Annotated in this window: 11 protein-coding genes; 5 read left to right on the top strand and 6 right to left on the bottom strand. The window is 62.8% G+C overall.

Annotated elements, in window-relative coordinates; genetic code table 11:
* Positions 1–107 precede the first annotated feature (107 nt).
* The 6 genes from C9422_RS25730 to ribBA form a co-directional block, all read right to left on the bottom strand.
* Positions 108–1823 carry an amidase gene (locus C9422_RS25730; protein WP_116582603.1) on the bottom strand — a complete coding sequence of 572 codons (1716 nt, stop codon included), beginning with the start codon at positions 1821–1823 and terminating at the stop codon, positions 108–110.
* A gap of 264 nt (positions 1824–2087) precedes the next feature.
* Complete coding sequence (locus tag C9422_RS25725) at positions 2088–3242, bottom strand: ABC transporter ATP-binding protein (protein ID WP_104448743.1); 1155 nt, start codon at positions 3240–3242, stop codon at positions 2088–2090.
* A gap of 16 nt (positions 3243–3258) precedes the next feature.
* Positions 3259–4068, bottom strand: a complete 810-nt coding sequence (locus C9422_RS25720; RefSeq protein WP_007976227.1) for an ABC transporter permease — start codon at positions 4066–4068, stop codon at positions 3259–3261.
* Positions 4069–4074: 6 nt separating this feature from the next.
* The gene (locus C9422_RS25715) at positions 4075–5019 is read right to left on the bottom strand and encodes an ABC transporter permease (protein ID WP_165824814.1); all 945 of its coding nucleotides are present in this window, start codon (positions 5017–5019) and stop codon (positions 4075–4077) included.
* The gene (locus C9422_RS25710) at positions 5016–6041 is read right to left on the bottom strand and encodes an ABC transporter substrate-binding protein (protein WP_116582601.1); all 1026 of its coding nucleotides are present in this window, start codon (positions 6039–6041) and stop codon (positions 5016–5018) included. Before C9422_RS25710 ends, C9422_RS25715 begins: the two co-directional genes overlap by 4 nt.
* Before the next feature lie 321 nt (positions 6042–6362).
* Positions 6363–7472 (bottom strand): bifunctional 3,4-dihydroxy-2-butanone-4-phosphate synthase/GTP cyclohydrolase II, encoded by a 1110-nt coding sequence (gene ribBA, locus C9422_RS25705; RefSeq protein ID WP_116582600.1) that lies wholly within the window; start codon positions 7470–7472, stop codon positions 6363–6365.
* Positions 7473–7542: 70 nt separating this feature from the next.
* Between ribBA and C9422_RS25700 the strand changes: the two genes are divergently transcribed.
* The 5 genes from C9422_RS25700 to C9422_RS25670 all read left to right on the top strand — a co-directional run bounded on the left by C9422_RS25700 (position 7543) and on the right by C9422_RS25670 (position 14372).
* Positions 7543–7836, top strand: coding sequence for a DUF1330 domain-containing protein (locus C9422_RS25700; RefSeq protein WP_116582599.1), 294 nt, complete (start codon positions 7543–7545; stop codon positions 7834–7836).
* Positions 7837–8304: 468 nt separating this feature from the next.
* Positions 8305–10131 (top strand): DUF1302 domain-containing protein, encoded by a 1827-nt coding sequence (locus C9422_RS25690; protein ID WP_116582597.1) that lies wholly within the window; start codon positions 8305–8307, stop codon positions 10129–10131.
* 11 nt (positions 10132–10142) lie between these two features.
* Complete coding sequence (locus C9422_RS25685) at positions 10143–11480, top strand: DUF1329 domain-containing protein (protein ID WP_116582596.1); 1338 nt, start codon at positions 10143–10145, stop codon at positions 11478–11480.
* Positions 11481–11640: 160 nt separating this feature from the next.
* Positions 11641–12990 carry a DUF1254 domain-containing protein gene (locus tag C9422_RS25675; RefSeq protein ID WP_116582595.1) on the top strand — a complete coding sequence of 450 codons (1350 nt, stop codon included), beginning with the start codon at positions 11641–11643 and terminating at the stop codon, positions 12988–12990.
* Positions 12987–14372, top strand: coding sequence for a DUF1254 domain-containing protein (locus tag C9422_RS25670; RefSeq protein WP_116582594.1), 1386 nt, complete (start codon positions 12987–12989; stop codon positions 14370–14372). Before C9422_RS25675 ends, C9422_RS25670 begins: the two co-directional genes overlap by 4 nt.
* Positions 14373–14534 lie beyond the last annotated feature (162 nt).

Genomic DNA, 14534 nt, shown 5'->3' with positions numbered 1-14534 from the left:
CGCGTTTTTCCAGTTCACACGCGTTATCGTTGACGACCATCGCGAGCAAGCTCGCTCCTACAGGAGACCGCGTCTGTAGGAGCGAGCTTGCTAAGCCAGCGCCTGCATTAGCGCTTGTCAGCCGCCAATGGCGGGGTGCGCGGCGGGATCATGCGTTTGCTGCCGGTCGACTCGAACGCCGATGCCAGGTGCAGCAGCGACGAGTCGTCATAGGCGCGCCCGGCAAACGTCAGGCCGACCGGCATGCCGATGTCCGGCATCACGCCCATTGGCACGGTGACCGTTGGCACGCCGAGGTGACGAATGGCGAGGTTGCCGTTGGCGACCCAAATACCGTTGCTCCAGGCGATATCCGCCGACTGCGGATCGACATCGGCATTCGCCGGCGCTACATCGGCGACCGTCGGGAACAGCACCGCGTCGAGGCCCAGGCGATCCATCCAGTCTTCCAGATCGATCTTGCGGGTCTTCTCCAGTCCGCGCAGGCCGTCGGGCACTGTGCTGATCTGGTCCCACGGCGTGATACCGCGCTCGGCCATGCGCACGTATTCGTCCATGCCGGCGACCAGGTCGCCCTCGCGGTTGGGCAGGGTGCCCGGGTCGTGAGGGAAGATCAGCGGGCCGTCGACATCGGCCAGGCGATTCAATTTCGGATCGCCATTGGCCTGCAGGAAGTCATCGAACGCCCAGGCGGTCAGGTCCCACAGCTCATGGTGCAGGAATTCCTTGGAAACGATGCCGCGATTGAACACGGTCGGCGCGCCAGGACGATCGCCTTCGCAATTGGAGACCAGCGGGAAGTCCACGTCGATCACTTGCGCACCGGCGTCTTCGAGGGCCTTGCGCGCCTGTTCCCACAGACCGATCACCGACGGACGGGTAATGATGCGCTGGCCGGTCGGGCCACCGATGCCCGGTGCTTCAGAGGTGCCGGCTTCAGGGTCGGCGTTGATGTACATGCGCGGAATGCCGAACTTCTTGCCCTTGAGCGCTTCGCTGTTCGCCGCCAGCGCGGCATAGGATTGCGGGCGTACCTCGGACGATTTCGGAATGGGCACCCAAGGTTGCAAGCGCCACAGGTCACCGCGGGTATCCGCGTCATCGGCCACCACCACGTCGAGCACTTCGAGCAGGTCGGCCATGGTCCGGGCAAACGGCACGACCACGTCCATGGTCGGGGTCAGCGGCCAGTTGCCGCGTACCGAGATCACGCCGCGCGAAGGGGTGTAGGCGCACAAACCGTTGTTCGAGGCCGGGCCGCGACCACTCGACCAGGTTTCTTCCGCCAGACCGAAAGCGGCGAAACTGGCCGCAGTCGCCGTGCCGGCACCGTTCGACGAACCAGAGGCGAAAGGGGCGGTGAGGTAATCAGCGTTGTACGGGCTCTCGGCACGGCCGTAGACGCCGCGCTGCATGCCGCCGTTGGCCATCGGCGGCATGTTGGTCTTGCCCAGGCAGATCGCCCCGGCGGCGCGCAGGCGTTCGATGGTGAACGCATCGCGATAGGCGATCAGGTCCTTGAAGGCCGGGCTGCCGGAAGCGGCGGTGAGGCCCTTGACCAGATAACTGTCCTTGGCGGTGTAAGGGATGCCGTCCAGCGGACCCAGCACCTGGCCCTTGGCGCGACGGGCGTCGGCGGCCTGCGCTTCGGCGAGGGCCTCGGGGTTGCGCACCACCACCGCGTTCAGTGCCGTGGGCGTCTCGGGGCCGTCATAGGCGTCGATCCGCGCGAGATAGGCCTGGACCAGTTCAACCGAGGTGGTCTGGCCGGATTCGAGCGCGGCGCGCAGCTCGGCAATGGAAACTTCGGTAACTTCGATCATGCTGCCACCGCCGCTTGCAGGTGGAGGGTCCCAAACACTTCACTTTTCTCGAAATGGACTTTCATATCGTTATTCTCGTTGCACTGTGTGGCACGACAGGGTCGGGTGTTAAAAATACTGAGCACTATTTAGCATTAAACCGGGATTTTAGGAATCCGTTGTCCAATTTATCTTACAGGCGACAGAAAAAAGGCCACCACAACCCGACGTTGTGGTGGCCCGAGGGTGACGCATTATAGTGGCCCGCGCGCGCAGGCCAATGGATCAGTGAGCGCCGGCAGCCTTGTTCAGGTCGCTTTCGGCCCATTCGGTGTAGACGCAGGCATCCGCAGTGGCCCAGCGCACCCGCACCGGGTCGCCGGCCTTGAGCGGCATGCCGGCGGCGGACAGTGCCTTGACCGTCATCGAGGTGCCGCCGGCAGTGATCACGCTGCAGGTCTGGCTTTCGCCGAGGAACAACACTTCCACGACCTTGGCCGAGACTTCGTTCCAGCCGGCGGCCAGCGGTTCGGCGAGGGCTTGTTCATTGCTCAGGGCCAGGGCTTTTTCCGGGCGTACCATCAGCAGCACGTCCTGGTCGGTTTGCAGGCTGGCGGTGAGTCGGATCGACAGCGGTTGCCCCTCGAAAGTCGCCACCGCATTGCCCTGGGCCTTGAGCTTGAGGAAGTTGGAGTTGCCGAGGAACGAGGCGACAAAGGCGTTCGGCGGATTCTGGTAAAGGTCATAACCGCTGCCCAGGCCAACGATCTTGCCGTGGCTGAAGATCGCGATGCGCTGGGACAGGCGCATGGCTTCTTCCTGATCATGGGTCACGTAGACGATGGTGATGCCCAGGCGCCGATGCAGCTGGCGCAGTTCATCCTGCAAGTCTTCGCGCAGTTTCTTGTCCAGCGCGCCGAGGGGTTCGTCCATCAACAGGATGCGTGGCTCGTAAACCAGTGCGCGGGCGATGGCGACCCGTTGCTGCTGGCCACCAGACAGTTGCGAAGGGCGGCGATGGGCGAATTGCTCAAGCTGTACCAGCTTGAGCATCGCATCGACCCGGCGCTCGCGTTCGGCCGTGGCCAGTTTGCGGATCGCCAGCGGGAAGGCGATGTTGTCGCGCACCGACAGGTGCGGGAACAGCGAGTAGCGCTGGAACACCATGCCGATGTCGCGCTTGTGCGGCGGCACGTTGACCAGCGACTGGCCGTTGACCAGGATCTCGCCGCTGCTCGGCGTTTCGAAGCCGGCGAGCATCGACAGCGTGGTGCTTTTGCCCGAGCCGCTGGAGCCGAGGAAGGTGAGGAATTCACCGTCCTTGATGTCCAGCGAGATGTTGTCCACGGCGGCGAAGTCGCCGTAGTGCTTGTTCAGGTTACGCAGGCTGACCAGGGGTTTGTCATTTTGCTGCGCGGAATCTTTGATCACTGCACTCATGTCGTACTCCTGGCGCTCAAGCGCTGATTTCGTTGCGCCGGCGCAGAGCGGCGGCGATCACCATGACCAAGACCGAGAGGCCGATCAGCAGCGTCGAGGCGACGGCGATCACGGGCGTCAGGTCCTGGCGCAGGGTGGTCCACATTTTCACGGGAAGGGTTTGCAGGGTCGGGCTGGCCATCATCACGCTCAGCACCACTTCATCCCACGAGACGAGGAAGGCGAAGAGGGCGCCGGCGACCATGCCCGGGCGGATCGCCGGGAAGGTCACCTTGAACACCGCTTGCAGGCGCGAGGCGCCGCAGATCACCGCCGCATCCTCGATCGACTGATCGAACAGCTTCAGCGAGTTGATGATCGAGATGATGGTGAACGGCAACGCCACGATCACATGGCTGACCACGAAGGCGAACATGGTCCCGGTGTAGCCCAGTTTCAGGAACAGCGCGTACACCGCCACGGCGATGATCACCAGGGGCACGATCATCGGCAGGGTGAACAGGCCGTAGAGCATTTCCCGGCCGGGGAAGCGGCCGCGCACCAGGGCGAACGCGGTGGGCAGGCCCAGCGCGACGGCGAAGAACGTGGTCAGCACCGCGACCTTGAGGCTGGCCATCGCCGCGTTCATCCAGTCGGCGTTGGAGAAGAACTGGCCGTACCATTTCAGCGTCCAGCCCGGCGGCGGGAACACCAGCCATTGCGACGAACCGAACGACAGCAGCACGATGAACACGATCGGCAGCAGCAGGAACAGACCGATCAGCCCGGTGGTGGCATAGAGGCCGAAGCGCATCCGGCGGCTCATGGCATTGGGGGTCAGGAGCATGACGGCTTACCTCGCGTTGCTGGCGCCAACCGGGGATTCCGGCTGGAGCTTCAGGTAGAAGTAGAACAGCACCAGCGTGATCACGATCAACAACGCGGCGCCGGCGCTGGCCAGGCCCCAGTTGAGGAACGACTGCACCTGCTGAATGATGAACTCGGGCAGCATCATGTTCTGCGCACCGCCCAGCAGCGCCGGGGTCACGTAGTAACCGAGGGACATCACGAACACCATCAGGCCACCGGAGAACAGCCCCGGCCGGCACAGCGGCAGGAACACCCGGAAGAAGTTGGTCCAGGGGCTGGCGCCGCAGATCGAACCGGCCTGCAGGATCATCGGGTCGATGGCCTGCATGGTCGCCTGCAACGGCAGCACGATGAACGGGATCATGATGTAGCTCATGCCGATCACCACGCCGGTGAGGTTGTGCACCATCTCCAGCGGTTGATCGATGATGCCCATCGCCATCAGCGCCTTGTTGATCACCCCGGAGGCTTGCAGCAACACCAGCCAGGAGTAGGTGCGGGCGAGCAGGCTGGTCCACATCGACAACAGCACGATGTTGAGGATCCAGCGCCCCCAGCCACGCGGCACCAGGGTGATCGCCCAGGCCAGCGGGAAGCCCAGCAGCAGGCTGAACAGCGTGACCAGGCCCGCCACCGAGAAGGTGTTGAGCAACACCCGGGCATAGGCCGAGTTGGCGAACAGTTGCTCGTAGTTGCCCAGGCCCGGCACCGGTTCCAGCACGCCGCGCAACAGCAGGCCAATCAGCGGCGCGAGAAAGAACAGGCCGAGAAACAGCAGGGCGGGGACCAGGTTACTGGCGCCACGCCAACGCTGTTTCAGCGACGGCGAGGGTTGTTTTGCAAGGGGCTGGCCGACTGCCGAACCGGCAGCGCCAATGGCGCTCCCGGAGGCCGTGGAAGGACGAGGCGCAGTTGCCGTCATTTTCATTTGACCAGCCATTCGTTCCACCGTGTCGCAATGGCCGGACCGTTCTTGGCCCAGTATGCGAAATCAAGAGTGATCTGATCCTTTGCGTAGGCCGTCGGCAGGTTCGGGGCCAGCACCGAGTCCAGGCGCGCCACGCTGTCGACGTTGACCGGGGCGTAGGCGGTCAGGTTGGAGAAGTCGGCCTGTCCTTTGGCGCTGCTGGCGTTGGCCAGGAACTTCATCGCCGCGTCCTTGTTTTTCGAACCCTTGGGAATGACCAGGATGTCGGCCATGACCAGGTTCTGCTTCCAGCTTACGCCGACCGGGGCGCCGTCTTCCTGCAGGGCATGAATCCGGCCGTTCCAGAACTGGCCCATGCTCGCTTCGCCGGAGGCCAGCAGTTGCTGCGACTGCGCGCCGCCGCCCCACCAGACGATGTCTTGCTTGATGGTGTCGAGTTTCTTGAACGCGCGGTCCAGGTCCAGCGGATAGAGCTTGTCCGCCGCTACACCGTCGGCCAGCAGCGCCAGTTCGAGCACGCCAGGGCTTGGCCATTTGTAGAGGGCGCGTTTGCCGGGGTAGGTCTTGGTGTCGAACAGCGCGGACCAGTCCTGAGGCTTGCTGGCGCCGAGCTTGCCTTCGTTGTAGCCGAGGACAAAGGAGAAGAAGAACGAGCCGACGCCGTGATCGCTGACGAAGCGCGGGTCGATCTTGTCGCGCTCGATGACTTTGAAATCGAGGGGTTCGAGCAAGCCTTCGGCGGCGGCGCGCAGGGCGAAGTCGGCTTCGACATCGACCACGTCCCATTGCACGTTGCCGCTTTCGACCATGGCCTTGAGCTTGCCGTAGTCGGTCGGGCCATCCTGCACAACGGTGATGCCGCTGGCCTTGCTGAACGGATCGGCCCAGGCCTGCTTTTGCGCATCCTGGGTGCTGCCGCCCCAACTGACGAAGTTGACGCTTTCAGCCGCCAGCAATGCCTGGCTGGTGACGCTCAGCAGTCCCGCAAAAAGAACCGCGGTCGCACGTTTGTTCAACACCATTTTCACGCCCTCATTGTTGTGTTTATGAGCGGGGCCTTCGAGTGCCCGCCTATCGGGAGCAGTAGGTCCGTCGAGTCAGTGCTGACTGTCCGGTCTATGGAATATCATATTATGGTATTCCAAACTTTGTGCAAGCACTTTGCCGTACCGGCTATCAGCCAAATTGCTCTTTATGACGTTGATTTATCCCTAGCCACATTCCTGTGGGAGCGGGCTTGCCCGCGATAGCGGTACATCTGTGACATTGATTTTGGATGTACCGCCGTCATCGCGGGCAAGCCCGCTCCCACAGGGTTTTTTCCATGCAGGAATGACTGCGTATCACTCGGTGAACGCAATACTCTCCACCACCTCCAGGTCATACCCGGTCAAGCCCGCATACTTCAACGGCGGACCGAGATGGCGCAGCTTGCCGACACCCAGGTTCTGCAGGATCTGCGCGCCGGTGCCCACCTCCGAATAAATCCGCGACTGCGAACGGTTGAACTGCCGGGGCGGTTGGGTCAATTGCGGCACGCGTTCCAGCAGCGCCTGGGAGGATTCGTGATTGGCCAGCACCACCACCACACCGTGGCCTTCGGCGGCGACACGCTGCAAGGCGGCCCACAAGGTCCAGTTGGTCGGTCCGCTGTATTCGGCGCCGACCAGGTCGCGCAACGGATCGATCACATGCACGCGCACCAGCGTCGGTTCTTCGCGGCGCAGATCGCCCATGACCATGGCCATGTGGACACCGCCTTCGATGCGATCCTCAAAGGTGATCAGACGGAAGGTGCCGTGCACCGTCGGCAAGTCACGTTCACCGATGCGCACGATGGTGTGTTCGGTGCTCAGGCGGTAGTGGATCAGGTCGGCGATGGTGCCGATCTTGATCCCGTGCCTGCGCGCGAACACTTCCAGGTCGGGGCGGCGGGCCATGGTGCCGTCGTCGTTCATCACTTCGACGATCACCGAGGCAGGCGTATGGCCGGCCAGGCGGGCCAGGTCGCAACCGGCTTCGGTGTGGCCGGCGCGGGTCAGCACACCGCCTTCCCGGGCGCGCAACGGGAAGATGTGCCCGGGTTGCACGATGTCGGCAGGACCTGCGTTGGCGGCGACGGCGGCGGCCACGGTGCAGGCACGATCGGCAGCGGAGATACCGGTGGTCACACCGACGGCGGCCTCGATGGACACGGTGAACGCGGTGCTGAACACGCTGCCGTTGCTCGGCACCATTTGCTCCAGGCCCAGGCGTTTGCAGTGTTCGTCGGTCAGGGTCAGGCAGATCAGGCCACGGGCTTCACGGGCCATGAAGCTGATCGCCTCGGGTGTGCAGCAGTCGGCGGCCAGCAACAGGTCGCCTTCGTTTTCCCGGTCTTCATCGTCGACCAGCAGGACCATTTTGCCGAGGCGGTAATCTTCGATGATTTCTTCGATGCTGTTGAAGGCCATGCTGGAGTCTCGGTGTTTGTGGGATGAGTAATGTGGTATACCATAATACAAAACAAACCGAGAGGTCACTATGAAGGCGTACTGGATTGCTCACGTGGATGTCACTGACCCTGATCAGTACAGCCAATACACCCGGCGGGCGCCACAGGCGTTTGCCCTGTATGGCGGTCGGATTCTGGCGCGGGGCGGGCGTAGCGAGGCGATGGAAGGTCGGGCGACGCCGCAGCGCAGCGTGGTGATCGAGTTTGATTCCTATGAGCAGGCGGTGGCTTGTTATCACTCTGCGTTGTATCAGGAGGCCAGGGGGTATCGTGAGGGGGTGGCTTTGGCTGAGGTCATCATTGTCGAAGGCGTGGCGAATTGACTCTGTAGGAGCTGCCGAAGGCTGCGATCTTTTGATCTTGATCTTCCGCTCTTAAAAATCAAAATCAAAAGATCGCAGCCTGCGGCAGCTCCTACAGGGATTTTTGTCCGCCCACGATATTCAGGGTGTACTCGGTCAATGTAGGAGCTGCCGAAGGTTGCGATCTTTTGATCTTCCTGCTCTCCGGTTCTGCGCATTGGGCAACCCGGCATGGATGGCGGCGGGCCCTGTAGGAGCGAGCTTGCTCCGGGCGGCGTTCCGACGAAAAACCTGAGAGCACCGCGGGGTGTCAGGCTCCCCGCATCATCGTTGACCGTTACCGCAGCAATGGATATGTACACCTTCAAAAAAATACCACCCGCCCCGCAGATCCCCCCGATGATTATTTTTTGTCGGCCATCGCTTGCGTGTCGCGGTCGATAGTTGGGCACCGTGTCCGGGCTGAGCAAACCTGACCGGAGCCCAATAATGATAAAAAAAAGCTCGGCCACAGCCGGAGTCCGCCAACGACTTCCCCGGCTTGGCCATACCCGCCCGCAACCGCTTGCGTTGGCGATTCTTGCCGTACTCACGGGGCCGGCCTGCGCCACCACTTTTGACCTCAACGAAGACTGGAGCCTGTCGACCAAGACCAGTCTGAGCCTGGGCAGCAGTTGGTCGACGCAAAACCCCGACAAAAGCCTGATGACCCGCGCCAACGCCCTGCAGGCCCAAGGCGTGAATGCCAATGGCACCAGCGTCAGCGCCGACGACAACCGGCTGAACTTCGAGAAGGGCGATCCCATCTCGCAGCTGTTCAAGGGCCTCACCGATTTCAGCCTCGATGGCCAGGGCCAGGGCGCGTTCCTGCGCTTCAAATACTGGTACGACCACGCCTATGAAACCGGCAATGGCCGCTTCAAGGATTTCGACGATTCGGGCTGGGACGACCTGTCGAAGTTCAAGGGCTTCCAGGTCCTCGACGCCTACGTCTGGAAAGACTTCCAGGTGGCCGAGCATCCGCTGAACGTGAAGGTCGGCAACCAGGTGTTGTCCTGGGGCGAGGCGCTGTTGATCCAGAACGGCATCAACGTGATCAACCCGCTGGACATCTCGGCGTTCAACCGTCCCGGCGTGGAAATCAAGGAAGGCCAGTTGCCGGTGGAGATGGTGTCCTTCAGCTTCGGCCTGACCGACACCACCAACCTCGAAGGTTTCTATCAGTACAACTGGCGGCCCAGTGTCCTCGACGGTTGCGGCACTTTCTTCGCCAGCAGCGACGTGATTCAGCCGGGGTGCGGGCCGTTGTACCTGAGCCAGGTGCAGACCGATGATCAGATGCAGGCCGCGGGTTTGTTCGCGACGTCCCGGGGCAACGAGTCGCCGTCCGACTACGGCCAGTTCGGCTTCGCCCTGCGCCAGATGATCCCGGCGCTGAACGATGCCGAAGCGGCGTTTTACTACATCAACTATCACTCGCGGTTGCCGTATTTCACCCTCAACGCCAGGAACACTTCCTTGCCCGGCAGCTTCCCCGGTGGCATCCAGGGGCCGAGCTATGCGGCGGCCTTCCCGGAAAACATTCACCTGTACGGCATCAGCCTCAACGGCGTCGAACCGGTCACCGGGATTTCCCTGGCGGGTGAGCTGAGCTATCGGCCGAACATGCCGATCGCGATCAACGCGCCCGACGTCAACGTCGCCGTGATTTCCGGGCCGGGGGGCAGTTCCTGGGTGCAATTGCCGCCCGGTTTCAGCACCATCAATGGCAGCCAGTTCGATGCCTGGGAACGCAAGGGCGTCTGGCAGATGACCGGTTCGGCCACCCAGGCCATCGACAACGTGCTGGGCGCCACGCGCCTGAGCCTGTTCGGTGAAGCCGGTGTCGTGCACATCGAAGATCTGGGGGACGAGCGCCTTGGCCGTAACGCCGCGTTCGGCCGCAGTGCTCCGCGCAACGGCACGCCGTGCAACACCGTGGCCTCCGGGGTCACCAACCAGTACTGCACCGACAAGGGCTTTGCCACCGAGTGGTCGTGGGGTTATCGCCTGCGCGCCAGCCTCGAATACAGCGATGTGTTGCCGGGCATCAACCTGATTCCGGCCGTCAACTGGCGGCATGACGTCGAGGGTTATTCCTACGATCCGCAAGGGCCGTTCCAGGAAGGCCAGCAAGCGCTGGGCGTGAGCCTGACCGGCGTCTACATGAACGATTACAGCGTGGAGCTGGCCTACAACGCCTTCTTCGGTACCAACGACTACAGCACCCTCGACGACCGCGATTTCGCATCCGTCAGCTTCAAGGCAGACTTCTAAGGAGAACCGTTATGCGTATGCAATTGTGCGTGCTGGCCCTGGCCTGCACCGTCGGCCTGGCTCAGGCCAAAGGCACCGATTCGGCGGCCCTGGGCAAGACCCTGACCCCCATGGGCTCGGAAATGGCAGCCAATGCCGACGGCAGCATTCCGGCCTGGACCGGTGGCCTGGCGAGCAACGCCGGCACCGTCGACAGCAAGGGCGGCTATAGCGACCCTTATGCGGCCGAGAAGCCCTTGTTCACCGTCACGGCAAAAAATGTGGCGCAGTACGAGAAGTTTCTCAGCCCCGGGCAAATCGCGCTGTTCAAGCGTTTTCCCGACACCTACAAGATGAACATCTACCCGACCCATCGCAGTGCCAACCTGCCCAAGGATGTGCTGGCGGCAAGCCGCGACAACGTGGCCAAGACCAGCATGGCCGATGGTGGCAACGGTCTGCATGACTACGCCAGGGGCATTCCGTTTCCGCTGCCCACCGAAGGCCTGGAAGTGATGTGGAACCACATGACCCGTTATCGCGGCGGCAGCTACGAGCGCATCAGCAGCGCCGCGCTGGTGCGCGAAAACGGTGCCACCAGCTACGTGCGAAACCAGTCGCTGATCAACTTCGCCGACACCGTGGGCGGACTGGAGCCAGGTTCCAACATCCTGTTCATGTTCAAGAGTCGGGTCCTGGAACCGGCGCGTCTGTCCGGCGAAGCGGTACTGGTGCATGAGCCGATCGACCAGGTCGCCGAGCCGCGTTCGGCCTGGCAATACCTGCCGGGGCAACGTCGCGTGCGTCGTGCGCCGATGATCGCCTACGACAACAGCGCCCGTTACAGCAATGGCCTGATCACCGCCGACAACATCGACGGCTACAACGGCGCACCGGACCGTTTCGACTGGAAACTGGTGGGCAAGCAAGAGCTGTTCATCCCTTACAACAGCTACAGGATCGGCAGCCGCGACCTCAAGTACGACGCCGTGATCAAGCCCAACCACGTCAACCAGGACCTGGCCCGCTACGAGAAGCATCGGGTGTGGGTGGTGGAGGCGACCCTCAAGCCGGGTGCCCGGCACATCTACGCCAAGCGCCGCTTCTATGTGGACGAGGACAGCTGGCAGATCGCCCAGTCGGACCAGTACGACAGCCGCGGTGAACTGTGGCGCAGCGGTGAACTGCATGCGATTCAGCAATACGACCACGGCTTCACCTACAACGTGCTGGAAACCTCCTACGACCTGATCTCCGGGCGCTACTACGCCGGCGGCCTGGCCAACGAAGAGACCGAACCGATGCGCGTGGGCTTCGCCGCCAAGACCGACGACTACACCCCGTCGGACCTGCGGCGCTGGGCCAAGTAACCCGTATTGCATTTCCACCACAAGTCCCTGTGGGAGCGGGCTTGCCCGCGATGGCGGTGTGTCAGACAACACCAATGTTGGATGTACCGACCTATTCGCGGGCAAGCCCGCTCCCACAGTGGGCCGGTGTGCCGATGTTTATCTGCCAAGGAGATCTACCGTGCGCTACTGGATATCCGCTCTTGCCCTGGGCGCAAGCCTGGGTACCGTTCACGCTGCAACCCTCGATCAACCCCAGGCGAAGGCACTGGCCCAGGAGGCCTACGTGTTCGCCTACGCCACCGTCGAGCACGACAAAGTGCTCAGCGCCATCGCCGCGAAGCTGCCGTTCAACCGGCTCTACAGCGAACCGCGCTTGCTCGGCCCGCAGGACAACAAAGTGGTGTCACCGAACAACGACACCTTCTATTCCCGAGCCCTGCTTGATTTGCGCAGCGAACCGATGGTGCTGGACGTGCCGGCCGTGCAGGGGCGCTACTACAGCTTTCAACTGGTCGACATGCGCACCGGCAACCTCGACTACATCGGCACCCGTGCCACGGGTGATAAAGCGGGGCGCTACCTGATCGCCGGGCCGGACTGGAAGGGTGAAGTGCCATCGGGTTTCAGCGGCGTGATTCGCTCGCCGAGCCGCCTGGTGTTCCTGCTGGGGCGCACCGAGGTCAAGGGCGAAGCGGATCAGAAAGACGCCGCTCAAGTGCTCAAGGGCTACGCCTTGCAAGCACTGTCCACCGTGAGCGGCGGCGCGGCGCCTGAACCCTTGGCTGCACTGCAGCTTCCAGCGTATATGGACACCAAACAGGGGCCGGCGCAGGCGCTGTTCAGCACCTTCAACGCCCTGGCGCCGCTGCACCAATGGAGCGCCAGCGAGCAGGAAAAGCTGGCCCGTTTCGCCGCCATCGGTGTGAAGCCGGGCGCCACATTCCAGGCGCCGGCGGATTTGCACGAAGCCGTCGCCCAGGGCGCCGAAGCCGGTCGCGAGCAAGTGCGCGCAGCGTCCAGCCAGCTGTCGGTGGAACAGCAGGGCTGGTTGCCGTCGCCGTCCAACGTCGGCAAGTTCGGCGACGACGACCTGACCCGTGCCGCGGTCGCCTGGCGCTACATCTACGCCAACGATGCGCTGGAAGCGCTGTACCCGATGGCGCTGCACGATGCCCAGGGGCAGATGCTCAGCGGCCAGCACGCCTATCGCTTGCATTTCCCCGCCGGGCAATTGCCGCCGGTGAATGCGTTCTGGTCGCTGACCTTGTATGACGGCAAAACCCAACTGCTTGCCGCCAACCCGATCCAGCGTTATGCCTTGGGCGACCGCAGCCCTGGTCTACAATACGATGCCGACGGCGGCTTGACCCTGATCCTGCAAGCCGATGCGCCCAAGGATGCACCGCAGGGCAACTGGCTGCCGACGCCGCAAGGTCCGTTCAACCTGCTGTTGCGCCTGTACCTGCCCAAGGGCGGGGCACTGGACGGGAGTTATCAGTTGCCGACGATTGCGAGGATCGAATCATGAACCTGATTTTCAGTCGCCGCCGGGTGTTGGGCTGCATGGGGGTATTGGGAGGCAGCCTGATGTTTCCGCGCTGGTTGCTGGCCGCTGATTCCGATGACCTTCGGCAGATTGCCAAAGAGGCGTGGATTTACGCGTACCCCATGCTCATGCATTACCAGACCATGGAAAAACAGGCGCTCAACGCGTCTGCGCCGGAGTACGTCGGCGGCTTCAATCGCTTTCGCCATTACAGCGAGTTGTACACCCCGAACAACCGCGAAATCGTCACGCCGAACAACGACACGCCGTACTCCTGGGCCTGGCTCGACCTGCGCAGCGAGCCGCAAGTGTTGAGTGTGCCGGCCGTGCCTGACGACCGCTATTACGTGCTTCAACTGGTCGACCAATACACCCATAACTTTGCCTATGTCGGCGTGCTCAGCACCGGGCGCGAGGCGGGAAACTACCTGATCGCCGGACCCGGCTGGCAAGGACAGATACCGGACGGTGTCACGGCCGTGCTGCGCAGCGAAACCGAAATCGTCATGGTGCTTGGCAGAACGGGCCTGAAAAACGCCGGGGACCTGCCGGCGGTGCGTGCCTTGCAGCAGCAATACGAGTTGCGTTCGTTGCATGAATACATTGGCAGTGCACCGCCCGTGGCTGCGCCAGCCATTGACTGGCACCCCTGGGACAGCAAGACCGGGTTGGGGCTTGAGTTTATCCCGGTGTTGAACCAGATCCTCAGCCTGTGTCCGACGCAACCGTCCGAGCAAGCCTTGCGTGCACGCTTTGCGCGGATCGGCATCGTGCCCGGCCAGGGCTTCGACCCGGCGACGTTGCCGCCAGCCACACGCAAGGCACTGCTCGCCGGGATTCAGGACGCCCAGGCGCAACTGCAAACGGCGGTGAGCCAGGTGCGTACCACCCTCGGCCTGTTCGGCACTCGCCAAGCGATGGACGGCAATTACCTCAACCGCGCTGTTGCGGCGAATGTCGGCATCTACGGCAACAGTGTGGAGGAGGCCTTCTACACCGGCACCCGTGTGGATAATCAGGGGCAACCCTTGCAGGGCGGGCGAAGCTATCGCCTGCGTTTCGCACCGGGTCAATTGCCGCCCGCCAGCGAGTTCTGGTCGCTGACCTTGTATGACTTGCCGGACCGGCAACTGGTGGCCAACCCGATCAATCGTTACTGCCTGAGCAGCCGGGATCATATGCAGATGGACGCGGACGGCGGGTTGACGTTGATCCTGCAGAACGCCACGCCGCCGGAGCAGAGCAACTGGTTGCCGACGCCGGCGAGCGGGGCGTTCACCCTGGTCTTGCGCCTGTATGGGCCCGGGCAGCAGGTGGTCAATCAGCGTTGGCAAATGCCGGTGGTTGAGGTGGTGTCTGCCTGAGTCGCGCCCCTGCATTGGATCTGTGTCGTTCACACCTGTTGTGGACAGCCTGGATCCCTGTGGGAGCGGGCTTGCCCGCGAAGGCGGAGTGTCAGGTGGCGTGGATTTTTACGGGTGTACATATCCGTTTCTTCGGTAACGGCGGCTGGCGGTTCCGCTCTT

Origin of the sequence: Pseudomonas sp. B1(2018), from assembly GCF_003097365.1 — a bacterium.
Classification (GTDB): Bacteria; Pseudomonadota; Gammaproteobacteria; order Pseudomonadales; family Pseudomonadaceae; genus Aquipseudomonas; species Aquipseudomonas laurylsulfatiphila.
Note: the sequence above shows the minus strand (reverse complement) of the source record. Positions and strands in the feature narration are given on the sequence as shown.

What these genes read in the sequence shown, in the direction of transcription:
- C9422_RS25730 (WP_116582603.1), bottom strand. Translation starts at nt 1,823, where the DNA reads ATGATCGAAGTTACCGAAGTTTCCATTGCCGAGCTGCGCGCCGCGCTC.
- C9422_RS25725 (WP_104448743.1), bottom strand. Translation starts at nt 3,242, where the DNA reads ATGAGTGCAGTGATCAAAGATTCCGCGCAGCAAAATGACAAACCCCTG.
- C9422_RS25720 (WP_007976227.1), bottom strand. Translation starts at nt 4,068, where the DNA reads ATGCTCCTGACCCCCAATGCCATGAGCCGCCGGATGCGCTTCGGCCTC.
- C9422_RS25715 (WP_165824814.1), bottom strand. Translation starts at nt 5,019, where the DNA reads ATGAAAATGACGGCAACTGCGCCTCGTCCTTCCACGGCCTCCGGGAGC.
- C9422_RS25710 (WP_116582601.1), bottom strand. Translation starts at nt 6,041, where the DNA reads ATGGTGTTGAACAAACGTGCGACCGCGGTTCTTTTTGCGGGACTGCTG.
- ribBA (WP_116582600.1), bottom strand. Translation starts at nt 7,472, where the DNA reads ATGGCCTTCAACAGCATCGAAGAAATCATCGAAGATTACCGCCTCGGC.
- C9422_RS25700 (WP_116582599.1), top strand. Translation starts at nt 7,543, where the DNA reads ATGAAGGCGTACTGGATTGCTCACGTGGATGTCACTGACCCTGATCAG.
- C9422_RS25690 (WP_116582597.1), top strand. Translation starts at nt 8,305, where the DNA reads ATGATAAAAAAAAGCTCGGCCACAGCCGGAGTCCGCCAACGACTTCCC.
- C9422_RS25685 (WP_116582596.1), top strand. Translation starts at nt 10,143, where the DNA reads ATGCGTATGCAATTGTGCGTGCTGGCCCTGGCCTGCACCGTCGGCCTG.
- C9422_RS25670 (WP_116582594.1), top strand. Translation starts at nt 12,987, where the DNA reads ATGAACCTGATTTTCAGTCGCCGCCGGGTGTTGGGCTGCATGGGGGTA.